General features: G+C 63.2%; 21 protein-coding genes and 2 pseudogenes. 10 read left to right on the top strand and 13 right to left on the bottom strand.

Annotation, left to right across the window (positions count from 1 at the left end; all coding sequences use genetic code 11):
• Positions 1-3: 3 nt before the first annotated feature.
• The gene (locus UP10_RS02405; protein WP_044586136.1) at positions 4-384 is read right to left on the bottom strand and encodes an ectoine synthase; all 381 of its coding nucleotides are present in this window, start codon (positions 382-384) and stop codon (positions 4-6) included.
• A 213-nt stretch (positions 385-597) separates the two neighbouring features.
• On the opposite strand from UP10_RS02405, the gene UP10_RS02400 reads away from it, so the two are divergent.
• Entirely contained in the window at positions 598-1,491 is an 894-nt protein-coding gene (locus UP10_RS02400) for a LysR substrate-binding domain-containing protein (protein WP_044585794.1), read from the top strand.
• Between the two features lie 115 nt (positions 1,492-1,606).
• Here the strand turns inward: UP10_RS02400 and UP10_RS02395 are convergent, their stop codons facing one another.
• The gene (locus UP10_RS02395) at positions 1,607-3,079 is read right to left on the bottom strand and encodes a helicase HerA domain-containing protein (protein ID WP_044585793.1); all 1,473 of its coding nucleotides are present in this window, start codon (positions 3,077-3,079) and stop codon (positions 1,607-1,609) included.
• 334 nt (positions 3,080-3,413) lie between these two features.
• Positions 3,414-3,830 (bottom strand): MFS transporter, encoded by a 417-nt coding sequence (locus UP10_RS02390; RefSeq protein WP_245321656.1) that lies wholly within the window; start codon positions 3,828-3,830, stop codon positions 3,414-3,416.
• Between the two features lies 1 nt (position 3,831).
• Here UP10_RS02390 and UP10_RS02385 point away from each other — a divergent pair.
• A pseudogene (locus tag UP10_RS02385) lies at positions 3,832-4,986 on the top strand (autotransporter outer membrane beta-barrel domain-containing protein); the annotation flags it as partial.
• A gap of 236 nt (positions 4,987-5,222) precedes the next feature.
• On the opposite strand, the gene UP10_RS02380 reads toward UP10_RS02385, so the two are convergent.
• The 9 genes and pseudogenes from UP10_RS02380 to UP10_RS02340 form a co-directional block, all read right to left on the bottom strand.
• Positions 5,223-6,098, bottom strand: a complete 876-nt coding sequence (locus UP10_RS02380) for a PhzF family phenazine biosynthesis protein (protein WP_044585791.1) — start codon at positions 6,096-6,098, stop codon at positions 5,223-5,225.
• A gap of 65 nt (positions 6,099-6,163) precedes the next feature.
• Positions 6,164-7,744: a GMC family oxidoreductase gene (locus UP10_RS02375; RefSeq protein WP_044585790.1), complete on the bottom strand. Its 1,581-nt coding sequence runs from the start codon at positions 7,742-7,744 to the stop codon at positions 6,164-6,166.
• A gap of 15 nt (positions 7,745-7,759) precedes the next feature.
• Positions 7,760-8,797, bottom strand: coding sequence for a branched-chain amino acid ABC transporter permease (locus UP10_RS02370; RefSeq protein WP_044585789.1), 1,038 nt, complete (start codon positions 8,795-8,797; stop codon positions 7,760-7,762).
• A 7-nt stretch (positions 8,798-8,804) separates the two neighbouring features.
• Positions 8,805-9,689 (bottom strand): branched-chain amino acid ABC transporter permease, encoded by an 885-nt coding sequence (locus tag UP10_RS02365; protein ID WP_044585788.1) that lies wholly within the window; start codon positions 9,687-9,689, stop codon positions 8,805-8,807.
• A 4-nt stretch (positions 9,690-9,693) separates the two neighbouring features.
• Entirely contained in the window at positions 9,694-10,422 is a 729-nt protein-coding gene (locus UP10_RS02360) for an ABC transporter ATP-binding protein (RefSeq protein ID WP_044585787.1), read from the bottom strand.
• Positions 10,415-11,155, bottom strand: a pseudogene (locus tag UP10_RS02355) (ABC transporter ATP-binding protein); the annotation flags it as partial. The gene UP10_RS02360 and the pseudogene UP10_RS02355, both read right to left, overlap by 8 nt.
• A gap of 85 nt (positions 11,156-11,240) precedes the next feature.
• Positions 11,241-12,536: an ABC transporter substrate-binding protein gene (locus UP10_RS02350; protein WP_044585786.1), complete on the bottom strand. Its 1,296-nt coding sequence runs from the start codon at positions 12,534-12,536 to the stop codon at positions 11,241-11,243.
• A 145-nt stretch (positions 12,537-12,681) separates the two neighbouring features.
• Positions 12,682-13,791, bottom strand: coding sequence for a histone deacetylase-like amidohydrolase (locus UP10_RS02345; RefSeq protein WP_044585785.1), 1,110 nt, complete (start codon positions 13,789-13,791; stop codon positions 12,682-12,684).
• Positions 13,792-13,834: 43 nt separating this feature from the next.
• The gene (locus tag UP10_RS02340) at positions 13,835-15,202 is read right to left on the bottom strand and encodes an aminotransferase class III-fold pyridoxal phosphate-dependent enzyme (RefSeq protein ID WP_082076955.1); all 1,368 of its coding nucleotides are present in this window, start codon (positions 15,200-15,202) and stop codon (positions 13,835-13,837) included.
• A gap of 154 nt (positions 15,203-15,356) precedes the next feature.
• On the opposite strand from UP10_RS02340, the gene UP10_RS02335 reads away from it, so the two are divergent.
• From UP10_RS02335 to UP10_RS02320, 4 genes are all read left to right on the top strand, one after another.
• Positions 15,357-16,022 (top strand): TetR/AcrR family transcriptional regulator, encoded by a 666-nt coding sequence (locus UP10_RS02335; RefSeq protein ID WP_197086726.1) that lies wholly within the window; start codon positions 15,357-15,359, stop codon positions 16,020-16,022.
• Between the two features lie 262 nt (positions 16,023-16,284).
• The gene (locus UP10_RS02330) at positions 16,285-17,238 is read left to right on the top strand and encodes a sugar-binding protein (RefSeq protein WP_044585784.1); all 954 of its coding nucleotides are present in this window, start codon (positions 16,285-16,287) and stop codon (positions 17,236-17,238) included.
• 38 nt (positions 17,239-17,276) lie between these two features.
• Positions 17,277-18,779, top strand: coding sequence for a sugar ABC transporter ATP-binding protein (locus UP10_RS02325; protein WP_044586131.1), 1,503 nt, complete (start codon positions 17,277-17,279; stop codon positions 18,777-18,779).
• An 11-nt stretch (positions 18,780-18,790) separates the two neighbouring features.
• Positions 18,791-19,816, top strand: a complete 1,026-nt coding sequence (locus UP10_RS02320) for an ABC transporter permease (protein ID WP_044585783.1) — start codon at positions 18,791-18,793, stop codon at positions 19,814-19,816.
• 47 nt (positions 19,817-19,863) lie between these two features.
• On the opposite strand, the gene UP10_RS02315 is transcribed toward UP10_RS02320, so the two are convergent.
• Positions 19,864-20,634, bottom strand: a complete 771-nt coding sequence (locus UP10_RS02315; protein WP_044585782.1) for a GntR family transcriptional regulator — start codon at positions 20,632-20,634, stop codon at positions 19,864-19,866.
• Positions 20,635-20,756: 122 nt separating this feature from the next.
• On the opposite strand from UP10_RS02315, the gene UP10_RS02310 reads away from it, so the two are divergent.
• From UP10_RS02310 to UP10_RS02295, 4 genes are all read left to right on the top strand, one after another.
• The gene (locus UP10_RS02310) at positions 20,757-21,635 is read left to right on the top strand and encodes a fumarylacetoacetate hydrolase family protein (RefSeq protein ID WP_044585781.1); all 879 of its coding nucleotides are present in this window, start codon (positions 20,757-20,759) and stop codon (positions 21,633-21,635) included.
• 88 nt (positions 21,636-21,723) lie between these two features.
• On the top strand, positions 21,724-23,346 hold the full coding sequence (locus UP10_RS02305; RefSeq protein WP_044585780.1) for an FAD-dependent monooxygenase: 1,623 nt from the start codon (positions 21,724-21,726) through the stop codon (positions 23,344-23,346).
• Complete coding sequence (locus UP10_RS02300; protein ID WP_044585779.1) at positions 23,343-24,545, top strand: FAD-dependent monooxygenase; 1,203 nt, start codon at positions 23,343-23,345, stop codon at positions 24,543-24,545. The genes UP10_RS02305 and UP10_RS02300 overlap by 4 nt, the downstream gene beginning before the upstream one ends.
• The gene (locus UP10_RS02295) at positions 24,542-25,417 is read left to right on the top strand and encodes a VOC family protein (protein ID WP_044585778.1); all 876 of its coding nucleotides are present in this window, start codon (positions 24,542-24,544) and stop codon (positions 25,415-25,417) included. Before UP10_RS02300 ends, UP10_RS02295 begins: the two co-directional genes overlap by 4 nt.
• Positions 25,418-25,440: the final 23 nt, after the last annotated feature.

Genomic DNA, 25,440 nt, shown 5'->3' with positions numbered 1-25,440 from the left:
CGGTCAGTAGGCGGAGCTGGCGCCGGATTTCAGATCGTGTCGCTCGTGACCCTGGATCGGCGGATTGAATACGGAGACCAAGCGGAGATCGGTCTTGGCCCGCAGGTAGTGCCTGTCGTGCTTGTCGAGGGCGTACATCACGCCGGGGCGAATGACATGCCGCGTGCCCTCCATGTCCTCGATCTCGCCCTCGCCGGACATGCAGTAGCAGGCCTCGAAATGGTTTTTATATTCGAGGAACGACTCCGTCCCGGCGAGCACAAGCGTGTCCGCGACGGCGAAACCCATGCCGTCCGTGGCCAGTAGCAAGCGGCGGCTTTGACCGTTTCCCCACGCTACGTCGCAGTCACTTCCGGCGATCTCCTCAAAGGTACGTACGATCAATATTGCCTCCGCCTGTATCTGTGGTTTTGCGGCAAACCTCACAGCGAGGATTGTTGCCTAATGTGAGAAATGCTAACTTGCGGCGGCGCCTTCTTGCATCCAGCCTGCAAAATCGGGTGCCGTCGGTTGCCAAGCATTTGATATGAACTATGCTGCGCGAAACGACGCCGGACAAATGATCAAACCTGACATATATGTGAAAAAATCTTACAAATGATGCTTCCGCCACTGAATGCCTTGCGCGCGTTCGAAGCGGCCGCGCGGCTCACCAGCATCTCCCGCGCCGGCGACGAATTGCACGTCACACACGCGGCGATCAGTCATCAGATCCGTCATCTGGAGACTTGGCTGGAACGTCGTCTTATGCAGCGCTCGGGCCGTGGCATTTCACTCACGCCTGCCGGCCTCGACTACTATCGGATCGTGACGGGTGCGCTCGCGACAATTGCTACGGCGACCACGAATCTGCGTCGGGACCACGATCCTCGCGCCATCACCGTCGGATGTATCCCCTCGATCGCTGCGCGCTGGCTCGTCCCGGCGCTTCCAGACTTCTTCGCGGTTCATCCCGAAACAAATGTGCGGATCGTGTACGCCCGGGCCGAAGAGCGCTTCGACGAGGAGAACCTCGACGTGTTGATAACGCTCGGCGAGGATCATTCGGCCGGTCTGAATTGCGGGCTGCTGTTTTCCAGGGCCAACAAACCGGTGACGAGCCCTCACTATCTGGCAACGCATAGCGGTCTGCTTGCCAAGGAAGGCATCGCACGATCTGATTTATTGCATGATGAGACGACCGATGCGTGGAGCGAGTGGTTCAGGAAGGCGGAGGTAACGCCACCGAAGCGGCTGAGGGGTCCTGTCTTTCAGGACTTCAATATGCTCGCGACTGCACTGGTTGCCGGACATGGTGTTGCCCTTTGCCCGGTGCAGGTCTTTTCGCAAGAAATACGGCGCGGCGATCTTGTGGTGATGTCCGACATCGCGACGCTGGAGGACAAGGGCTACTACATCATCTCACGGACGCCGCGGCGCAAGACGGTTACGAGCTTCGTCGATTGGTTCAGCGGTCTTTGTGCTAGGGGCTCAATGTCGGTGACGACCTGACGGGCCGTCCGCTGACAAGAACGGCTAACCAACGAGAATCGAAACTTCGGCGTCGAGAACAGTCCGCGTGCAGACAAAAGGCAGAACGTCTGCAATCGACCAGGCTCAAACGTCGTTATGTCGACAATTCTTCCGCATCGGGGGCACCCGGTGCGGTCGCCCAGGCCAGTTCGACCAGCGTCACGATGCGGCGACCCGCACCATCGAGCTGGCAAACGATGAGGCCCTGCTCCTCGATATAGGTCAGCAGGCGCCGCGCGCGGCGGAACGAATGTGTGCCATAGGCGCGGGCGATCGCCGCATCGCTGGGGCAGGGCTGGCCCTCCTTCGCCGCGCGGGCGATCATCATGAACACACCTTGCATATCCTCAGGCAGGACGGCGGCACGGACTGAGACATCCTGCCATCCGTCATCCTCGGCCATGTCGGTGCCAAGCCCGGCGCGGGCCCGCGTCAGCATGCGGCGGAAGTCACCGAGGTCCGGCACGGTCAAACCGAGGCCCTCGATTCGGCAGCGGACCACGAACTCCTGATAGAGAACGCCGATGGCACGGAATCCGGCGTCGGGTTCCGCCAGGATGGCACAGAGGATGCGGTCCAGCCGTTCACGCCGCTCCGCCAGTTCCTCAGTGCTGAGTGGCTGCTCCACCGCCTCTGGTGGCGCCGGCGTCGCCGCCATCAGCTGGCCCAGCAGGTCTGGCGCTGCCCGGCGCTGAGGCCGGATGTTCTCGGGCGGTGGAGCTGCCAGGATAATGGCGCGCGCATCCTCGAGGGTCGTTCCAGGTAGCGGCATCAGTCGCGGCGTCCCACTGCGTGGCTGGGTCTCCGTTGGACCGATGCGCAACCCGAGGGGACGGCGGGAGAGGGCCGGGCCCAGGGCCATGAATTGACCACGTTCGAGGTCCCGGAAGGCCTCTGCCTGTCGCCGCTCCATGCCGAGAAGATCGGCGGCGCGCGCCATGTCGATGTCGAGGAAGGTTCGGCCCATCAGGAAATTGGAAGCCTCGGCCGCGACGTTCTTGGCAAGCTTTGCCAGCCGCTGGGTCGCGATGACCCCTGCAAGCCCGCGTTTGCGGCCACGGCACATCAGGTTCGTCATGGCTCCGAGAGAGAGTTTGCGCGCCTCGTCCGAAACCTCTCCGGCGACCGCCGGCGCAAAGAGCTGCGCTTCGTCGACCACCACCAGTACCGGGTACCAATGGTCGCGCGCCACCTCGAACAGCCCGCCAAGAAAGGCGGCTGCGCGCCGCATCTGGTTCTCGGCGTCGAGCCCTTCGAGATTGAGCACCGTGGAGACGCGATGGATGCGCGCCCGCTCGCCGGCGACCTGCAGGCCGCGCTCGGTATGGTCCTCGGCATTGATCACGAGATGGCCGAATCGTTCGGCCAGCGTTACGAAGTCACCTTCGGGGTCAACGATGGTCTGCTGCACCCATTGGGCACTCTGTTCCAGCAGCCGGCGCAGCAGATGGGATTTGCCGGAGCCCGAATTGCCTTGCACCAGCAGGCGGGTGGCCAGCAGTTCCTCGAGATCCAGGGTCGCCGAGCCGCCTGCCGTCGTATTCCCCATCTCGATCGCAACGGTCATGTCTCGACTCAAAAATTCCCTGCGGCATGGGGGCTTATCAACGTGACCGCAACCAGTCGAGCGCTGGCGATCTCAATGACTGAAATAGCCGTGTATTGTCGGAACGCCGGTTGAACGCCGAGGGAATTCGCAGCCTTCCCGGCTGAATATGAGGCGGCGATTCCCTTCACCCGCTCCTGCCTTTTCATAGACTTAGGTCATAGACTTGGCTGCTTTACGCGTTCTGATGCTCGCTCCCCGATCGAGTGTTTCGCGTGTCGCTTGACGTGGCGACGGTGGCGTAGGGATAGGACAGGTCGAACATAAGGCCTGCGAAGATTTGCGCAGAGAAGTCCTAGGCGTGCCCATCTGTTAGCCGGCGCTTTCGCGAAAGCACAGCCAGGGCCGCAACGCTCAGCGTCGCGCCAAACATGAGATAGAGAGCAGGCGCGGTCGGACGGCCTGTGGCTTCGATCAGCCACAGGCTGACGAAGGGTGTGGTCCCGCCAATCAGCATTTGCGTGAGCGCGTTGGCGAACGATAGGCCGGAGGTGCGCAGCCTTGCCGGAAACAGTCCTGCAACCAGCGCACCGAGGCAACCCAGATTGATCGCGTTGAGCACGCCGAGGAGGCCCTGGACGACCAGCAGCGCCGGGACGGACGGCACTGACACCAGAAAGGCAAACAGAGGATAAGCGAGGATCAGCACGGCCAGCGAGGCGACAAGTGAACGCGATATGCGGTCATGGCGGTCGGACAACAGCCCGACGATCGGCAATCAAAATGCCGTCGGCAACGCGATCGCCAACTCGTTCAACGCCAATGGCGGCATTTCGCTGGTCTATGGCGGCCTCACGGCCAACGGCCTGACGCAAGCCTCCGGCGAGACCGCTGCAGGATCGCAGCAAACCACGTTCCAGGCGATGGGCCAATTCATGGGCCTGCTGACCGATCCCTTCAGCGCCAGCCGCGAAACCGGCGCATCCACAGCGCCGGCCTATGCGGACAGCGCGCCGGCAGGCGCCGCGCGCGACGCCTACGCGATGTTCGCCGAGGTACCGCTCGCAAAGACCTACGAGCCGAGCTGGAGCGTCTGGGCCGCGGGCTTCGGCGGGTCGCAGACGACCGATGGCAACGCCGCACAAGGATCGAACAGTGCAACAAGCCGCCTGTTCGGAACCGCTGCCGGCGCCGAATATTGGTTCTCGGCGCAGACTCTCGCTGGCTTTGCGCTGGCCGGCGGCGGCACTAATTTCTCCGTCGCTGGTGGCAGCACCGGCCGCTCCGACCTGTTTCAAGCCGGCGCCTATCTCCGCCACACCAACGGTCCGTTCTACATCTCCGCCGTGCTGGCCTATGGCTGGCAGGACGTCACCACCGATCGCACGGTCACGCTCGCCGGCGTCGATCATCTGCGCGCCGAGTTCAACGCCAATGCGTGGTCCGGTCGGCTCGAAGGCGGCTATCGCTTCGTTGCGCCGTGGGTCGGCGGCATCGGCCTCACCCCCTATGCCGCGGGCCAATTCACGACGTTTAACCTGCCGGCCTATGCGGAACAGGTGGTCTCCGGCCTCAATACGTTTGCGCTAGCCTATGGCGCCAAGAGCGTCACCGACACCCGCAGCGAACTCGGCCTGCGCACCGACAAATCCTTCGCCGTGCAGACCGCCGTCCTCACCCTGCGCGACCGCGTCGCCTGGGCGCACGACTTCAATCCGGACCGCGCCATCGACGCCACCTTCCAGGCGTTGCCCGGCGCGAGCTTCGTCGTCAACGGCGCCCGGCAGGCCAGCGACTCCGCGCTGACCACTGCGTCGGCCGAAATGAAATGGCTGAACGGCTGGTCGGCCGCCGCAACCTTCGAAGGCGAGTTCTCCGACGTGACGCGCTCCTACGCGGGCAAGGGCGCGCTGCGCTACGCCTGGTGAGGTCCGCTTCTGGAGCTACGGAGACCTGCCTTAAGCGGCGAGCCAACTGTTCTGCGAACACGGGACTCGCAACCGCCATTCTGACAACGAGAAATTCCGCAATGATCTCAATGGGCCAAAAACACCGAAAATGTCAGAACGGCCGCTGAAAACACGACAATATTTCGAGACTTCCAAGCTGAATACGAGGGGTCGTTTCCCTTTATCCGCTCCAGATCGCTGCCTTGTCCGCGACGTCACCACGTGTGGGAGCCGACGAATTGCACCGATCCTCCAAGCAGGCAGCCGATCGGTCTGTCGCCGGCAAAGCCGAGCCGGATGCTGATTTCCGATAGGGAATTCATGGCCCGCCCTTGCAGGACGGTGATGCGCTCACTGTCGGCTTTGACGAGGCCGTTCTTCAGCAACCCGAATGCCAGCGCGGCTGCGGCAATTCCGGTCGCTGCGTCCTCGGGGTAGCCCGACGATTTTGGGAATTGTCTGGCTTCGAAACGACGATCGCCGTGATCGTTAATCGCATAGGGATAGAGTCCGGTCGATCCGATGCTTTGGCAACACTGCTCGGTCGTCGCCATGTTCGAGGTCAGCTTGTTCAGGAGATCGACGCTTTTCATCGGAATGAGCGTCTTCACGCGCGACGTGACGGCGTTCTGAATCGGCAGGTCGAGTAGGTCGGCGCGTGAGATGTGCAACGCCGCCAGCACCAGGTCTTCTTCTTCACGTGACAGAGCGACCACTTTCCCGACCGGCTGCGTGATCTCGACATAGGGATCATCGGGGCTGGTCATATCGACGAAACCGGTCACCGGTCCGCTGCGGGTCTCGATACGAACCTGTTCGGCTCGCAACTGTCCGGTCGTCGCCATCGCCCAAAGCGCGCCGATCGTGGCGTGGCCGCACATTTCCATCTCATGGCGGGGAACCCAGAACCGGAAGATGTAGTCGGCGTCGTCGTTGGCGGCCGGCAGGACGAATCCGGACTCGTGCCCGAAATGTCCGGCGATACCCTGCATCTCCTCGCTCGGCAGCGCCGAGGCGTTGATGACGATCGGGCAGGGATTGCCGCCGGCGCCCCTATGCGTGAAGACATTGACTAACTTGATCTCGGTCATCTCGATCGCTCGGCTCAATGACTTGTCGCGGTCCCTCCGTTCTAGCGAGAAAGTTGGGAGCAGCGCTAGCCGATAATCGCTGCAGCGGCGCGCTCGGCGATCAGGATCGTTGGCGTCTGGATGTTGCCCGAGATCATAATGGGAATCACAGAGGCGTCGGCGACGCGAAGCCCTTCGAGACCATGCACCTTGAAGCTCCTGGGATCGACCACCGCCATCTTGTCGGTGCCCATCCGGCAGGTCGAGGAAGCATGGTACAACGTCGTGCAGTGGCCGCGGACGTACTCGGCGATATCGGCTTCGCTGGTGGCCTCCGCGCTCGGCGTGATCTCGCCCTCGATCAGCTCCTTGAGCGGAGACTGTGCGGCGATGCGGCGGTTGATCCGCACGCCTTCCACCAGCGTCCGGACGTCCTGGCCGGTCGGGTCGGATGAGAAATAGCGCGGGTCGATCGATGGATATTCCAGCGGATCGGCCGAACGCAACGTCAGTTCGCCGCGGCTGTTCGGCCGCTGCAAGGTCGAGTGCAGCGTGATGCCCGGCTTCGACGACAGGAAGCGCACATAGTCGCGGTGCGGGCTTATCGCGCCATAGAGCTGCAGATCGGGCTCGACCTCGGGACGGCTGCGGACATGGGCGCCGGCTGCAACCCAGGGCGAGGAGCGGGGACCGCTGCGGCTGTCCTGCCATTCCTTCAGGCTGGCCTCAAGGCTCTCGTCGGTCCAGGCGCCGACGCCGATCTTTTCCCTGGTGTAGAAGGTGATCGGAATATTGATGTGATCCTGGAGATCCTTGCCGACGCCGGGCAGGTCAAGCGCCGGCGTCGCGCCGACCGCCTTGAGTTCGTCGGCCGGACCGATGCCAGACAGCAGCAATTGCTGGGCTGAGCCGATCGCACCGGAGGACATCACGACGTCGCTGTTCGCGTGCGCCGTCTTCAACTGGCCATTCTCGAGATATTCGACGCCGGTTGCGCGTCCTTTTTCGATGACGATGCGGATCACGCGGACGCCGGTCTTGACCGTGAGGTTGGGGCGCTCCAGCGCGGGCCGCCGATATGCCTTGCCGGTTCCGAACCGCTCGCCCTGCTTGATCACGAACTGGAAGAAGCCGGCGCCCTCCTGGCTCGCGCCGTTGAAATCGAGATTGTGCGTGAGCCCGGCAGCTTTCGCGGCCTGCAGCCACAGATGTTCGTTGGGATCCATGAAGGGAACGCTGGCGACATAAAGCGGACCCCTGGTGCCGTGCAGCGGGCTGTCGGTGAAGTCGGCGTTGTTCTCGAATGCGATGAAGTCCGGCAGCACGTCGCGCCAGCCCCAGCCGGCGCAGCCTGCCTTTTCCCAGCCGTCATAGTCCGACGCCAGGCCGCGGATATAGATCATCGCATTCATCGCGCCGGAGCCGCCGACCATCTTGCCGCGCGGCCAGAACACGCGGCGGCCGCGGCAACCCGCCTGCGGTTCGGTGTAGTAGCCCCAATCGACCGCGGTGTTGAACATCGTCGGCCAGTCCGACGGAATATCCGACGCCAGTGGCGCGGCGCGGCCGGCCTCCAGCACCAGCACCTTGCGGCCGGGATCGGCGGACAGCCGATTGGCCAGCACGCAGCCGGCCGAGCCGGCGCCCACGATGATCGTGTCAAACATCACTCACTCCATTGGTCACGCCGGCGTGTCGCCGGATACTTCTGCTGTCATCGTCGAGCTGCGCGTGCGCAGCCGGCGTAGTCGGTCAAAAATGCTCTCGCACAAGCCGATCAGGCCGTTCGGCATCAGCACCATGACGGCGGCGATGATGATGCCGAGCCCGAGCGAGCGGAATTCGCCGATTTCCCGCATCGCTTCATCGGCGGCGATGAGCACGATGGCGCCGACCAGCGGCCCCCAGAGCCGGCCGATGCCGCCCACGACCACCATCGCGATGATGAAGAACAGCGTCGAGAACGACAGGACACCGGGGCCGATCGCGTTGAAATGCGCGGCATAGAGTCCGCCGGCCAGGCCAGTGAAGAACGACGACAGGCCAAACACCAATAGCTGCATCTGGAAGCGGCTGATGCCACGGGCCATCGCGCAGCCGGGGTTGTCGCGCAACGCGCGGAACGCGAGCCCGATCGGGCTGCGGATGATGGCCCAGGTGAACAGCATGGTCGCCGTGAACAGGGCGACGACGAGCGCATAATCGGCCACGAGGAATTTGGCTTTGAACATCGCACGGGTGCCGAGATCGCCGAAACGCGCAAAGCCCACCGCGCCGCCGGTGAGCTGGCGGCACTGGGTGCCGATCATGACGAAACAATCGGTGTCGGTGACGATCAGCAGATACATGACCTGCGCGACGGCCAGTGTGAGAAGCGCGGTATAGGCGCCGCTGAGGCGCAGGCACGCCGCGCCGATCACCAGGCTGAACAGCACGGTCGCGATCCCTGCGAGCGGCATCGCGATCCAGACGCTGATGCCGAAGTAGAAACACAGCATCGCGGTGGCATAGCCGCCGAAGCCGAACAGCGCCATCTGCGCCAGCGAGAAGACGCCGGAAAAGCCGAACAGCAGATTCCACTGTGAGGCGACGATCGCATAGAACAGGCCGAGCGTGACCTGGCCGATCACATAGCGGCTGTCGACATAGAACGGAAGTGCTACGGCCGCGGCAAGGACGACGAGACCGATCAGGAGATTGGCGAGATCCTGGCGTTTCACACTGACCTCACAGACGTCGCACGTCGACCCGGCCGAACAGTCCGCCGGGCCGGCGAATGAGGACCAGGATGACGATGGCGAGCAGAGCCGGGAAACCCCATCGCGCGCCGGCCAGGAACTGGACCAGCGCTTCGACGATGGCGAGACCGAAGGACGTGATAATCGCGCCGGGCAAATTGCCGAGCCCCGCCACCACGCACATGATGAAGGCCTTCAGCATCGGGTCGGCGCCGAGCGAAGGCGAGAGCTGGGTGATCGATGACACCAGCACGCCGCAGACGCCGGCCAGCATGCCCGACAGGATCAGGACCTGAAGATAGACTTGCGCGACCGGTACGCCCATCAGTTTCGCCGCATCCGGATTCTGCGCGGTGGCGCGAATGGCCCGGCCCGTCTTGGTGCGGGTGAGGAATAAGGCGGTGGCACCCATCAGGGCGATGGCGCTCACGATGATGATGAGGTTTTGCCAGGGCAGAACGAAGGCACCGAGGCTGATCGCACCTGGGACCGAGAGCGGCTGCCCCAGCGGCTGGCCGCCATAGAGCCGCAACACGGTGTTCTCCAAGGTCAGTGCGACACCGAATGTCGCGATCATGATCGTGGTCTCGAAGGTCTCGGGGCTGCGGCGCGACAGCGGATAGGCGACCAGCACAAAGATCAAGGCGCCGATCAGGCCTCCGACAACAATCGCGGCGAGCACCGCAAGCGGGACCGGCAAACCAAGCTGGCTGGCGGCCGTGAACGCCGCGTAGCCACCTATCGTCAGCAGCGTGCCGTGCGCCATGTTGAGCATGCCGAGCGATCCCCAGACCAGCGAAAGGCCGAGGGTTGCCAGTGCGTAGAGCGCGCCGGTGGTAATTCCGGAGACGAGGACCGGTCCTATGATCTCCAAATCGTCAGCCTCCGAGATAGGTTGCGAGAAGCTCGTCGCGTTCGAGCAGGACGGCCGGTTCGCCCGACCAGACGAAGGCGCCGTTGTCGAGCAAATGAATGCGATCGGCGATATCGGCGACGCGTGCCGGATTTTCCTCGACCAGCAGGATGGTGCGGCCGCTTGCCTTGAGCCGCGTGATCACCTCGTAGATCTGCTCGATGATGATCGGGGCGAGGCCGAGCGACGGCTCATCGATCAGCATCACCGTGCCCTTCATCATCAGGCCGCGGCCGATGCCGACCATGCGTCGCTCGCCGCCGGAAAGACTGGCGGCAATCTGCCTCTGCCGCTCGGCAAGCTTGGGCAGCAGGTTGAACACCTCGTCGAGGCGTTTGGCCACCGCCGCGCGGTCGGAATCGAGATAGGCGCCCATCAGGAGATTCTCCAGCACGCTCATGCCTGAAAACAGCAGATCGCCCTGCGGTACATGGATCACGCCGTTCGCCGCGACGCGATGTGCCGGCAGCCCGGAGATCAATTTGCCATTCAGCGACACCGAACCCTTGCGAACCGGAAGCAGGCCGGAGATCGCACGCAGCAGTGTCGACTTGCCGTGTCCGTTCGGACCGACGACGGTCACGAGTTCGCCTGACTTGAGCGACAGCGACACGCCGGTGAGGACGTTGCGGGCATCGTAACCGGTGACCAGGCCGTTGACGGCAAGGCAGGGTGTATCCGGCGCCTCAGCCATGAGCGATCATCTCCGGCTGTTTGACGAAAAAGGCCTTGAGCCGTTTGGTCGCGGCCTTGCCGAGATAGGTCTCCACCACGGTCTGATCGTCGGCGACCGCCGATGGCGCGCCTTCGAAGATTGATTTGCCGTGGTGCATGATCACGACACGCGTCGAGAGCGAGAGCAGGAAGCGCATCACGTGCTCGATCATGAGGATCGCGATGCCCGATGCCGACAGCCGCTTCACCACCTCGCCGATCCGGTCGACCTCCGATGGGCTGAGACCGCCGACGGGTTCGTCGAGCAGGAGCAACTGGGGCGAGGTCGCGACCGCGCCTGCGATCATCAAGAGCTTGCGGTCCAGCACCGGCAGGTCCCGCGCGATGCGCTCGCGGCCCGGCAGGCCGACGAGATCGAGCGCCGCGGAGGCACGCTGCCGGGCTGCACGGCTGATCGCAAAGCCGGGGAAACGTCTGGCGTCGTGGCCGAAATGGGCGGCGACCTCGATGTTCTCCCGCACCGACAGGCTGTCGAAGGCTGCGTTGAGCTGGAACGTGCGGGCGATGCCGGCGCGGCACACTTCGTGGGCCGCAAGGCCGGTGATATCGCGTCCCGCGAACAGGATACGGCCCTCAGTGATCGGGGTGACGGCGGTGACGACGTCGAAGAACGTCGTCTTGCCCGCGCCGTTCGGACCACCGAGACCGACCACTTCGCCGGGGCGAACGGTCAGCGAAAGACCGTCCACCGCACGAAGCGAGCCAAAGGTCTTGGTCACGCCTTCGCAGACGAGCAGTGGACCGTTCGTCTGTTGAGAAGGAGTCACGTCTTGTCTCTTACACTTTGATCCAGGGCGGCAGCTTCATCGTATCCGTCGCGTAGAGCGGCGGCGCGATCAGCTTGGGATCGGTGCGGTAGTCCTGGTGCTGCAGGAACTGATGCGCCATGCCGAGCGAAGGGTCCTTGATCTGGGTCGGATAGCAATAGGCCGACTGGCCCTTCGGATCGGCATGGTAGATGCCGTTGACGCCGCGGTAGATCAGCCGCTTCATGGCTTCAGACACCTTGTGGGTTTGCTCCTTGTTGCCGGACTCGCCCGCACCGCCGGCGATCGACGCCGACAATGCGTAGTGCCAGAGACCGTCATAGGTCTGCGACCCCGTGATGTAGGCGGAGTTGGCGCCGAACTTCTCGCGATAAGTCTTGCGATAGGCCGCGGAGAAGTCGTCGGGCAGGCAGCCGATCACCGTGGAATAGATCACGCCGTTGATCGCTTCCTTGCCGATCTCGCGGAAGGCGGGCAGTGACGGCCCGTATTGCATATAAACAAGGCTCTGCGTTGGCTCCGGCAGGAACTGGGTCATGAACTGCGCCAGATCCTGCGGCAGGAAGTGCGTCACGGCGATCGCGGCCGGCGGATCCTGACGAAGTTTTGCAAGCGTCGGTCCCCATTGATTGGTCGGGAAGGGGACGGTCTCGTAGAGTCCGAGCTCGAAGCCGAATTCCTTGACGCGGTCGCGGATCGCGTTGGCGATCACGATCGAATACTCGTTCGCGGAGGGGATGATCGCGATCTTCTTGTTCGGCGGGTTCCACTGCTTGCTGTCGATCAGCGACTTCAGGAACAACAGGAAGCCCGGGCCGTAGTAGAACTCGGGCGGGTCGCCCTGGAAGCAGGAATAATAGCGCTGCGGATCGCTGAGGAATTTGGTGTTGTGCGAGATCAGCGTGTTGTAGTGAACGAAGATGACGTCGTTGTCGGCCGCGACGTCCATCTCCACCATGTTGGTGCCGACGTTGTAGCCGTTGATGATCGCGGTCGCCGAATGGCGATCGATCAGGCGCTGCATGGCCTGGGTCACGATATCGGCGCCCATCTCCTTGGTGTCCTCGATCTCGATCTGGATCGGACGTCCGAGGATGCCGCCGGCGGCGTTGATTTCTTCCGCGGCCAGAGTGAGGCCGTTCTTGAACTCGACGCCATCTGCGGCGGCAAATCCCGACATCGGCAGCGCCGAGCCGATCTTGATCGGGCCGCCCGCGGCCCGCGCGCCATTGTTGAGACTCGTCAGCATTGCAATCGAGCCTGCGCCGGCGGCAACGCCGCCAAGAAGTGAGCGTCGGTCAAGCATGATCGTCAGTACCCCTCGTTATGGCGCGGACAATCCGGCGCCTCTCTCGAAAGCGAGCGATGCGTGGCGGTTGTTGCAGGAACTATGCCATGACATCGAGAAAACTGGCATCGAACAAACTCATTCCGCGAACCGCATCGTCGACTCAACCCGCAGCAGGAAATCGAGTCACGAGCGCTGCGGCCGCATCGATCACTGCAGCCTGATGCGGTTGCAGATCGTTGCCGCCCCACGCCGCCATCAGTGGCTCCCAGGGGTCTGCGATATGTGTCTTGACGCCGGAGAGTTCCTCGAGAACGGCGAGCCCGCAATAGGGGGCATACATCTCCGAATAGCCGCCCTCATGCGTCATCAGGATACGGCCGCCGCACAGCGATCTTGCGGCTGCGAGCAGCATGCGTGTCATCTCGCGATAGGCCGCCGACGACAGCATCATGCGGCCGAGCGGATCGACCCCCGACGCATCGAAGCCTGACGCTACCACGATCATGTCAGGCCGGAAGCGATGGAGGGCAGGGAGCACCACGCGTTCGAACGCGCTGCGATAGGCGCCAATGCCCGATCCCGGCGGCAGCGGTACATTGATGTTGTAGCCTTCGCCCGCTCCGGCGCCGGTCTCGGCAAGCGAACCGGAGTTCGGCGGAAACAGATTGTCCTGATGCAGCGAGATCGTCAGCACGCTGGGGTCTTCGTAGAACACCGCCTGGGTGCCGTTGCCGTGGTGCACGTCCCAGTCGACCACGGCCACGCGCGAGACCTGGCCGGCCGCCTGCAGATGGCGGATCGCGATGCCGGCGTTGGAGAACAGGCAAAAGCCCATGCCGAGATCCGGCTTGGCATGATGTCCCGGCGGCCGGATCAGCGCATAGGCGGTCTCGACCGCGCCCGAGGCCACCGCTTCGCCTGCGACGATGGCGCCACCGGCCGCCAGCAGCGCGATCTCGTAGCTGCCGGCGCCGAGCGGCGTCAGTTCGCTCGCATCGCCGCCGCCGGCGTCGCTGAGGCGCTTGATATGCGCAATGTGGTCGGACGTGTGGACGCGGGCGACCTCCGACACAGTTGCCGGGCGCGGCTTGAACTGCACGAGATGATCGAGCAGGCCGCTCACCTCGACCAGGTTGCGGAAACGGCGCTTGGTCTCCGGATTCTCCGCATGGGTACCAGGCTGGATCGTCAATCCGGGAGGAAACACCTGCGCCCAGTTGCCGGTGTTGTGCCACATGTAAAGTTCATGGCAGACGAACCCAGTCACCATGCGAGCCATCCCTTCCTAAAGCGCGTGCCGGCCTTGTGCTGCTCTATTCGACCGCACTGATCGCCTCGTCGAAGGTGTCCGCGATCTTGTCGGCGTGCTCGGTCGTGAAGGTCAGCGGCGGCGAGATAATGAAGGTATCGGCAAGGTTGCGGATCAGGATGCCCTTGGCCACGCAGCGGTCCCAAATCCGCGCGCCGAAGTTTTCCGCGAGATCGAACGGACGCCTGGTCTCGGGATCGGCGACCAGCTCGATGCCGACCATCAGACCCTTGCCGCGCACGTCGCCGATGTTGGGATGGCGCGTCTGGATGTCCTTTAGGCGCGCCAGCAGATAGGCGCCAACCTTGCCGGCATTGGCCGGAAGCTCCTCCTGCTCGACGATGCGCAGGTTGGCGATCGCGGCGGCGCAGGCGAGGGGGTGGCCGGCATAGGTGTTGCCGTGCATGAAGGCGCGCGGCGTGAATTGCGATTTGTCGTCCGACTGGAAGGCGGCCGCCACCTTGGCATTGATCAGCGTGGCGCCGAGCGGGACGTAACCGCTGTTGATGCCCTTGGCGAACACCATGATATCGGGCTTCACGCCCCAAGCGCGGCTGCCGAACATGCTGCCGCAACGGCCGAAGCCGGTGACGACCTCGTCGGCGATCAGGAGCACACCATGCCGGTCGCAGACCTCGCGCAGCAGCGGCCAGAAGTTTGCCGGCGGCACGATCACGCCTCCGGCGCCCTGCACCGGCTCGGCCATGAAGGCTGCAACGCTGTCCGGCCCCTGATATATGATCTCGCGCTCAAGCAGTTCAGCGCAGAGACGGCCGAGCGCCTCCGGATCCGACGTGAACGGGTTGCGATAGACATGCGGCGTCTCGACCTGGAAGAATCCCGGCAGCAGCGGCGTGAACTGCTCCTTGTAGACATTGACGCCGCCGGCCGACAGCGCGCCGAGCGTCACGCCGTGATAGGCGCCGCGCAGCGAGATGATCTTGGTGCGCAGCGGCTGGCCGGCGAGGCGCCAGTATTGCTTGGCGAGCTTGATCGCGGCTTCGTTCGCCTCCGAGCCGCCGGACGAGAAGAACGTGCGGACCATGCCTTCCGGCGCAGCGAGCCGGCAGAGTTCTTCCGCCAGCGCCACCGACGGACTGTTGGTGGTGTTGCCGAAGGTCGAATAGAAGCTCAGCCTGTCCAGTTGCTCGATGATCGCTTGTTTGATCTCGGGCCGGCCATGCCCGACATTGACGTTCCAGAGCCCCGCCTGTCCGTCGAGATAGCGGCCACCCTGGCCGTCCGTGACGTAGACACCCTCGCCACCTTCGATGCAGATTGGCGGGTTCTCGGCGAGGAAATTGGCGTTGGCGAAGGGGTAGACGACGTGACGTGTCAGCGTGTCGTTGTTTCGAGCGGCTGCTACGGACATTTTCTGTTCCTCTGTTCCTTGTTCCCTCGGGGGCGCGGCGCTCACGGGGGCATCCTAGGCACAACGACCAAAATTGGTCAAATGACCAATTTTGTGCAACATGCAAATTTGTGCGGCACGGCATCGACAATCGCTGCGCGCATCGGAGTGGATGATGACAACTGTAGGACGTGAGCAGGTCGGCGCCAAAGGCGAGCGCACCCGCCGCCAGATCATCGAGGGGGCCTTGCAGGCGCTCGGAACCGGGGGCGTCGCCGCGACGACGACGCGGGATATCGCGGCCGGTGCCGGCGTCCGCCTCGCCACGCTGCACTATCATTTCGACAGCAAGAGCGCGCTGCTGCTGGCCGTTCTCGAACATCTGATCGACGAGACCACCGCAGCGCTGCGCGAGGAAACCGGCGACACCGCCGACATTGCCGCGTGCATCCGTGAATCCCTGCACGCCGGCTGGCGTTATCTGACGCTGACCCTCGATCTGCAAATCGTGCAGTATGAGCTTACGCTTTACGCGCTGCGGCGCGATGACGCGACCGGGCTCGCCACCTATCAGTATGACGCCTACATCAAGCTTTATCAGGACATCCTGCAAGGCGTCGCCGCGCGAACCGGCGAGCTCGATGCCGCCGGATGCGCCGATGTCGCGCGCTTCATGCTGGCCGGCATCGACGGGCTATTGCTGCAGGAACTGGCGAAGCCCAACAAGGCGAGGTCGTCGCGAGGGATCGAGGCGCTGATTGCGGCGACGCAGGGGTTCGCGAGCGGCCTTGCGAACGACCGCAAGACGCCGAAGGCAGGCACGCGCGCAACGCGGGGCTGAGCAACGACTTTGCAGTTCCGTAGTGTGGGTCAAGAATGTTGGCCGGTCGTGCTGTACGGGCGACGCGCTTGCTGTTGCGCGCCTACTGCGCTTCAGCTACCTTAAGATGCGTGCCTCATTTCTCTTCCCTCGGGCCGAGCTGACGACGCTGCGCCTTTTCCGCGAATGCGGATGGCAGCTACGCCTTGCGGGTTGCAGAGATGGGCATTCGCTAAGGATGACGAGTTGGCCGCATAGACGGCTAACCACAGGGAGGAATGTGATGCAGCGTCTTCTGCTCTCGGCGGCGTCGGTTGCGTTGGTAATGGCGTTTGGTCCAGGTTCCGCGAATGCGGCCGACAAGAAGGTTCTGGCCTTCGTCGTCAACGGCGCCTCCGATTTCTGGAAGATCGCCGAAGCCGGCGTGAAGAAGGCGCAGGGCGAGTTGCCCAAATACGACCTTCAGTTCAAATATCCGGAACAGGCGGCCGCTGCGGTGCAGCAGCGGGTGATGGACGATTTGGTGGCGGCAGGCGCCGCCGGAATCATGGTCAGCTCGGTTGATCCAAAGAACCAGACCGAGCAGTTGAACAAGGTCGCCTCCCAGACCGTGCTGTTCACCACCGACAGCGACGCCCCCCAATCGAAGCGCGTCGCCTATATCGGTTCGTCGAACACCGATCTCGGCAAGGAAGCCGGCAAGATGATGCTGAGGGCGTTGCCGAACGGCGGCAAGTGCGTCGGCTTCGTCGGCCTGCCCGGAGCCGACAACGCGCGTGAGCGCATCGAAGGCGTCAAGGAAACGATCAAGGGCTCGAAAGTCGAGCTTGTCGATGTCAGAGGCGACGAGATCGACCAGACCCGTGCCAAGCGCAATGTCGAAGACATTATCGCTGCCATGCCCGACGTGAGCTGCCTGGTCGGCTTCTACTCCTACAACACGCCGCGCATCTACGAGGCGTTGAAGGAGGCCGGCAAGCTCGACAAGATCAAGATCATCGGATTTGACGAGGATCCGATCACGCTCGGCGGCGTCAAGGAAGGCAGCATCGTCGGCACCGTCGTGCAGCAGCCGTTCGAGTGGGGCTATCAGGGCATGAAGCTGATGGCGAAATATCTCGAAGGTGACAAGTCGGGCATTCCAGCTGGTGGCATCATCATCGTTCCCGGCAAGGTCATCGACAAGTCGAACGTCGACGACTTCATGGGCCAGATGAAGCAGATGCTTCATAAGTAAAGTCGGGAATGTCAGCGCTGCTCCCGGTGCAGCCGCCAATGCCGGAGCCGTTCCTCGAACTGGTCGACATCAGCCAGATCTATCCCGGCGTGGTCGCGCTCGACCACGTCAGCTTGTCGGTGTCGCGCGGTGAGGTGATTGCCCTGATCGGCGAGAACGGCGCCGGCAAGTCGACGCTGATGCGCGTGCTTGGCGGTGTGGTCGAGCCGAGCGGCGGCATCATCCGGGTCGACGGCGTCGCGCGGCGGTCGCTCATGGTGGCTGATGCGATCAAGGCAGGTATCGCCTTCGTCCATCAGGAACTCAATCTGTTCGACAATCTCGACGTTGCCGGCAACGTCTATATCGGCCGCGAGCCGCTGCATGGTGGGCCGCTGAAACTGATCGACCGCAAGCGGCTGCATGCCCAGGTGCAGCCGCTGCTCGATCGCCTTGAAGTCGATTTCAGGCCCGATGCGCCGCTCGCCGAATTGTCGCTGGCCCAGCGCCAGCTCGTCGAGATCATCAAGGCGCTCTCGCTCGATGCGCGCCTTGTCATCATGGACGAGCCGACCTCCAGCCTGACCTTGACCGAGACCGACCGTCTGATGCGGGTCATCGCCGGGCTCCGGTCCGACGGTGTCAGCGTCATCTTCATCACGCACCGGCTGAATGAGGTGATGCAATGCGCCGACCGGGCGGTGGTGTTACGCGATGGGCACATGGTCGGCGCGCTGACCCGCGCCGAGCTTGCGCCGGCCGCGATGATCCGCCTGATGATCGGGCGTGACCTCAAATCCCTGTATGTCCCACCGGCGGCCCCGCCCGGCGACAGCGTGCTCGAAATCGTCGATGCCGTGACTGACACCTACCCGGGCCGCGCCGTAAGCCTGTCGGTCCGCCGCGGCGAGATCCTCGGTCTGGCCGGGCTGGTCGGCTCCGGACGCACCGAGCTTGCCCGCGCCATTTTCGGGATCGATCCGCTTCGCGGCGGTGCTATCAAGCTCAACGGTGAACCGATCCGCATCGCCGAGCCGCGCGCGGCGATCCAGCGTGGGATCTATCTGGTTCCCGAGGACCGCAAACGCTCGGGCCTGCTGCTCGACGTCTCGATTACCGAAAACATCTCGTTACCGAATCTCGCATCCTACCAGCGCTTCTGGTTGGTCACCACCGCGCGCGAGACCGAGAACGCACACCGCCAGTGCGAGCGCCTCAGGATCCGCACTCCTGATGTGACCAATGTCGCGGGCTCGTTGTCCGGCGGCAATCAGCAGAAGATCGTGCTCGCCAAATGGCTCTCGATGCGGCCGAAGGTGCTGATCTTCGACGAGCCGACGCGCGGTGTCGACGTCGGGGCCAAGCAGGAGATCTACGACATACTGCGCCGCCTTGCCGATTCCGGCGTCGCGATCCTGATGATCTCGAGCGACATGGAGGAGGTCATCGGGATCAGCGATCGCATCGCTGTCATGCGCGAGGGCGCAATCTCGGGGTTTCTTGATCGCAGCCAGTTCAGCGAGCACAATGTGCTGCAGCTCGCGGTCGGCCACACAATATAGGCGAGGGAACCTTGCGCAAGAAAGACCTGAGCCTCCTCGTCCTGATCCTGGTGGTCGGCGGCGTCGTCGCCTTGATCAATCCGCGCTTCGTGATGGTCGGCAATCTTTCCAACACCGCCAACCAGGTCGGGCTGTTCGGCATTTTCTCGATCGCCGAGGCCTTTGTCATCATCACCGGTGGAATCGAACTGTCGGTCGGATCGGTGATCGCGCTGCTTGGCGTTCTGTTCATCGACCTGATCGTCAATCGCGACGTCAACTGGATTGCAGCCGTGGCCATTGTCGTCGCCGGCGGGCTTGCGATTGGCGTGGTGCATGGCCTGCTCGTCACCAAGGCGCGCATCCAGCCCTTCGTGGTCACGCTGTGCGGCTTGCTGATCTACCGCGGCGCCGCGCGCTACTACACCGAGGATGCCACCGCCGGCTTTGGCTTCGGCGCGAGCTTTCCGACCCTGGAATGGTTGGCCGCGGGCCGCACCAATGTGCTGGGCTTTCCGCTGCCGCACAGCGTGGTGGCGCTGATCATCGTCACGGTGGTTGCCTGGGTGGTGCTGCACCGCTCCGTGTTCGGGCGTTACCTCTATGCGGTCGGCAAGAACGAGGAGGCGGCGCGCTATTCCGGCATCCGCGCCAACCGCGTCGTCATCTCCGCCTACATCATCTGCGGCGGACTGACGGCGTTCTCCGCGATCCTGATTGCGATGTACACGCGGTCGATCTCGCCGGCGGTCCACGGTTCCTTCTATGAGCTCTACGCCATCGCCGCCGCGGTGCTCGGCGGTTGCTCGCTGCGCGGCGGCGAGGGATCGATCATCGGCGTCGTGCTCGGCACCGTGTTGCTCCAGGTGCTGCAAAACCTCGTCAACCTGCTGGGCATCCCGAGTTCGCTCAACTTCGCGGTTATGGGGACGGTGATCCTGATCGGCGTGCTCGCCGACCAGTACCTGGCGCAGCGCAGCCGTCGCCCAACGACGGGCAGGGGACGGCCTCAGACGAGTGTCGACGCCGTGCCGCGGGAGCAGGCCAAGGCGGAGTGACGCCCCGGCGCGGTGCCATCAGGACCTGGCGACCCGGCCGTACATCCTCAGGCGGATGATGCACCGCGCATGCGTTTTCGACGCGGGCTTTCAGGCGCGTGAGCCTTGCCTGGTTTTGTCTTTGCGGATTTTGCAGTCGGCTCGCGCTCGAACGATACAGCGTCGAGGACGATTTTTGCGGTCAGTTGCAAGTGCGCGTTCATCAGTGCGACCGCGCGTTCGCCGTCCCGCGACAAAGCCGCCTCCGCAATCTCGCGATGTTCCTTATCGAGGTCTCGATCCACCTTGGACAAGGGACCGGTAAACCACCGGTAGCGTGCAGAGTGATTGAACAGCACCGCTCGCAAATGAAGAAGCCAGGGGCTGCCGCATCCTGCTGCGAGGATTTCGTGAAAGGTCTCGTGAGCCTTCGCATATTCGTTGCTATAGCGACGCGCAGCCTTGTCGGCCCATACCGGCGTATGCGTCAGACGGTGCAGGGCGGCGACGACCTGCGATTGCCACTCGAGTCCACCTTTCTCGATCGCACCTCGAAGGCACAGCGCCTCAATGCTGCATCTGACGTCGGTGAGATCGCGAAGGGCATCGACCGATAGCGGTGCGACACGGAATCCTCGCTGCGGTTCGCTGACGACAAACCCCTCCGATGCGAGGCGCGACAGCGCCTCACGCACGGCGCTCGAGCCGACCTCAAAGCGACGGCACAGATCGTCGATCTTCAGCTTCTCTCCGGGCGCGAAGTTGCACGCGAGCAGTTCGGAGCGAAGCTCCGCATAGGCGCCGTGGGTGAGGCTCGTGGGTGATTCCATGGTGCTCATAGCCATAGCGGACGCAATGACAGGAGTCACTTCTAAATGTGCATACTTCAGAAATAATGCATTTTATATTGTAATATGCATTTTGTGTGATATAGAAGATCGCACACGGAGGAAAACGCCCCATGCGCTTCATCGCCTATGAGAAAAACAGAACGCGCGGCCTCGCGGTGGCCGATCAGGCCGGTCGGCATTGGGGACTTGATGATGGCGGAGCACGTAGTCGGCTCGATATCGCGCTTGGCAGCGGACGGGACGGACTGAAGGATCTCGCGACCGCACTTCTCAAGGGGCAGCCGATCGATCCGGAAGCAGTGACGTTCCTTCCGCCGCTGTCCTCACCCGGCAAGATCATCTGTGTGGGATTGAACTACGCGGACCACACGGCCGAGAGCAGCATCCAGCAGCCTGACTACCCCACACTTTTTGCCCGGTTCTCGTCGAGCCTCATCGGACACGGCGCGCCGATCGTGCGACCGAATGTCTCGGAGGCGCTCGACTACGAAGGAGAGCTTGTCGCGGTGATCGGGCGCGGCGGCCGCCATATCGCCCAGTCGAAGGCTCTGGATCATGTCGCCGGATATTCGATTTTCAATGATGGTACGATCCGGGACTATCAGTTTCGTACGCCGCAATGGACCATCGGCAAGAATTTCGACGGCACCGGCGCGTTTGGGCCCGCGTTCGTGACTGCCGACGAACTTCCGTCCGGTGCCGGCGGCCTGAAACTCGAGACGAGATTGAACGGAATCGTGATGCAGAAGGCGTCGACCTCCGATCTCATCTTCGATGTCGCAACGTTGGTCGCGCTGATCAGCGTGGGCATCACGTTGTTCCCGGGAGACATCATCGTGACCGGCACGCCGTCCGGCGTCGGCGCTGCACGCAAGCCGCCTCTCTATATGAAGCCCGGCGACGTCTGTGAGATCGAGATCGAGGGATTGGGCGTTCTGCGCAATCCAATCGCGCAGGAAGCTGAAGGCGCGGCGCGCGCTGCGGCCTGACCCACGAGTGATTGTGTCACTCGCGGATTCAGGATTCAGTGTCGGCAGGACGACGTAGATCGTTCGCCGGTCGTAGTGGGAGGAAACAATGAAATCAGTTCCAGTTCTGATTGCAGGTGGTGGTCCCGTCGGGATGACGCTTGCGAACGTCCTGGCCCATTTCGGAATCCGCTCGATGTTGGTCGAGCGGAATGCGACGACGACCCGCCACCCGAAGATGGACATCACCAACAGCCGCAGCATGGAGCTTTTCCGTCGGTTCGGCCTGTCAGAGGCATTGCGAAAAGTCGCTGTGCCGGAAGATCATCCTTTCGACGTTTCCTGGATCACAAGTCTCGCCGGACATGAGCTGCATCGTTTTCGATACATGGCACCGAGCGAGTTTCGAAAGCAAATCCGCATCAAGAACGACGGCACCCAACCGCTCGAGCCTCCGATGCGCGTCTCACAGATCGAGATCGAGCCCGTTCTGAAGAAATCCATCGATGCTCGTCCGGAAGTCGAGGTGAGGTTCGGCGTCGCCTTCGAAAGCTTCGAGGAGAAGGATGATCGTGTCGTCGCGCATCTGCGGGAGCAGGGAAGTGGCGCCCAGGAGCAGGTCAGCTGTCAATATCTCATCGGTTGTGACGGCGGTACCAGCCGCGTTCGGGCGGGGCTGGGCATCCAGCTGGAGGGACAGGCGCGCGTCGGTGAACTCTATATGATCCACTTTCGATCGACCGAGCGAGATCTGCTGCAGCGCTGGGGCGTTGCCTGGCACTACCAGTCGCCGCTCGGAACGATGATCGCCCAGAATGACGATGACATCTGGACCGTTCACGTGCCTGTATTTCCCGGCCAGGACGCGACCAAGCTCGATCCACGCGCGCTCGTCGAGGCCTATGCCGGCCGACCATTCCCCTTTGAGATTCTGGTCGCGAACGTGTGGACGCCGCACCTGCTGGTCGCCGAAAGCTATGGCAAGGGACGCGTCCTGCTCGCAGGCGACTCCGCGCATCAGTTCATCCCGACAGGCGGCTATGGGATGAATTCCGGGGTCGGCGATGCCGTCGACCTCGGTTGGAAACTGGCGGCGACGCTCCAGGGCTTCGGTGGACCCGGCCTCCTCGCGTCGTATGAAATCGAGCGGCGCCCCGTCGCGGCACGAAATCGCGACGCATCCGGGCGCCACATGCAGGTGCGAATGCAGATTGCCGAAGCCTATGGAGGCCTGTTGGAAGGCGATAACAGCGAAGATCCCGGGCGCCGGGCGGAAGTCGGTGCAGGGATCGCCAAGCTTGGCAACGCGGAGAACGAATGGTTCGGGATCGAACACGGCTTTATCTATCAGGGATCGCCGATCGTCGCGGACGAGTCGGCGACACCCTTTGCGTTTGATCCGGCTATCTACAAGCCGACAACCACGCCTGGCGCCCGCTTGCCCAGCACGTTCCTGAAGGACGGGACGGTGCTCTATGATCGACTGGGCACATATTTCACGCTGATCGATTTCCGAAGGCGCGATCTGTCGCCCTTTGTCAACGCTGCGGCGCGACAGAAGATTCCGCTGTCGATCTTGCAACTCGACGAACCCGATCTGAAGGGCGTCTATGGACAGGACATGCTGCTCGTGCGGCCCGACCATCACATTGCGTGGCGCGGAACGGGCAGCAAGATGCCAAACGCCGACACGATCCTCGCGACGGCTCTCGGCTGGGGGGCGGAACGGTGAGGCCGCTTCATGCCCTGGTGATCGGCGCTGGTATCGGCGGTACGGCCGCCGCCATCGCGTTGCGCCGGGCCGGCCTCGACGTTTCCCTGTTCGAGCAGACGATGGCGCAACGCGAGGTTGGCGCGGGCATTCAGATCAGCCCCAATGTCTCCCGGCTGCTGGGCCGCTACGGGCTCGGCGACGCCATGGCGCGAGCCGCCGTTCGCCCTTCCTCGGTCGTGTTTCGTCGCTGGCAAGACGGTCGTGTCCTGGGGCGCGAAGGACTGGGCGATGCCATCGAGAACCGTTACGGGTCGCCTTACTACCATTTCCACAGAGCTGACCTCATCGCCCTTCTGGCGGACGCATTCGGTCGCAAGGAGATCAAGCTTGGACGGCGTCTGGTCGATGTCGAGCAAGATGAAGCGGGCGTGACCGCCCGCTTCGAGGATGGCACATCCGAGCGCGGCGATCTCCTCATCGGGGCGGACGGAATCCACTCCCAGGTTCGCGAGCGGCTATTCGGCGTGGAAAAGCCGCGGTTCTCGGGGCAGATCGCGTACAGGGGACTCGCGCCTGCCGAACGTGTCGCGCATCTCGGCCTTCCGCTCGATGTCACGAACTGGGTGGGTCCGGGCGGACACTTTGTCCACTACTTCGTTTCCTCAGGTCGATTCCTGAACTTTGTGGCGGTTAGCGAAGAGGCGACCTGGACGCGGGAACAATGGTCCGACCGCGGTTCGGTCTCCGATGCGGCGAGGAAGTATGAGGGGTGGCACAAGCAGATCGCGACGATCATCAACGCAGTCGACGAGACGTTCAAATGGGCGTTGTTCGATCGCGATCCGCTCCCGGCATGGACGCAGGGGCGTGTCGCGCTGCTGGGTGACGCGTGCCATCCCATGCTGCCTTACATGGCGCAGGGGGCAGCGCAGGCCATCGAGGACGGTGCCGCGCTGGCGGCCTGCCTGAAACACGTTGCCTTCGACATTCCGTCGGCGTTTCGGGCTTACGTCACATTGCGCAAGCCGCGTGCGACCGAGGTGCAGGAAAGGTCTCGTGCCAATTCCACGAGCTTCCACCTGCAGGACGGACCACAACAGCTCGAGAGGGACCACCTCTTCGCCACGCGAGGTGTGCGCGGCAGTTCTGAGGCTATGAACCGACTTTATGGCTACGACGCAGAAGCCGTCGTGGCGACGCTGGAGGAAAAACCATGACCCGCGCTTTCCAAATCGCCTACGTCGATCTCGATACGCCTGACGCGGAGCAGGAGGTCGTATATTACGACCGCGTGCTCGGAGCGACTCCTGCCGAGCGCGGATCCGACGGCCGCGCGTATTTCAGCCTCGGTCTCGATCACCACAACATCACCATCAAGCCGGCGCCCCAGAAGCGCCTCACGGCGCTCGGCCTGAGGATCGAACAAGAAGCGGCCGACGAGACTGTCCGGTCACTGCGCGGCCTCGGTCTCTCTCCGGAGAAGAAGAGCGACGCGCGGCCGGGCGTTCCGGCCCTGGTCGAGGTCGTCGTTGCGGGGCACACGCTCCATTTGTTGCCGGAGATGGCCATGCCTGGCCCCGGCTTCCGTACCTCGGGCGTCGTTCCAACGCGTCTTGGACACGTTGCCCTGATCACGCCGGAGGCCGACAAATTCGTGGAGTTCTGTTCGGCCATCGGGTTCCGCACCACCGATTGGTTCGAGGGGATCGCGACGTTCCTGACCTGTAACCACGATCATCACGTCCTCAACGTCATCGGTGCGCCAGAAACCAGGCTTCATCACCTTGCGTTTGAGCTGCGCAGCCGCGCCGCGCATCATGATGTGGCCGATTTTCTTGCAAAGGAAAACCATCCCATCCTCTGGGGGCCGTCGCGGCACACTGCGGGCCACAACCTCGCTTCCTATCATTACGACCCGAGCCGGTTTCTGATCGAGCTCTATTCCGACATGGACGTACTCGTTCCGGAGCTCAACATTTTCGAGCCGCGGCCCTGGCATGAGGCGTATCCCCAACGTCCTCGGGTGTGGACAATCGAGCAGTTGACGACGTGGGGAACTCGTTTCGACTTCGACTTGAAGACGGCTTAACGGCCTGGCCGATTGTCGATCGA

The organism is Bradyrhizobium sp. LTSPM299 (assembly GCF_000938235.1).
In the GTDB taxonomy this organism is placed as follows: domain Bacteria; phylum Pseudomonadota; class Alphaproteobacteria; order Rhizobiales; family Xanthobacteraceae; genus Bradyrhizobium.
Note: the sequence above shows the minus strand (reverse complement) of the source record. Positions and strands in the feature narration are given on the sequence as shown.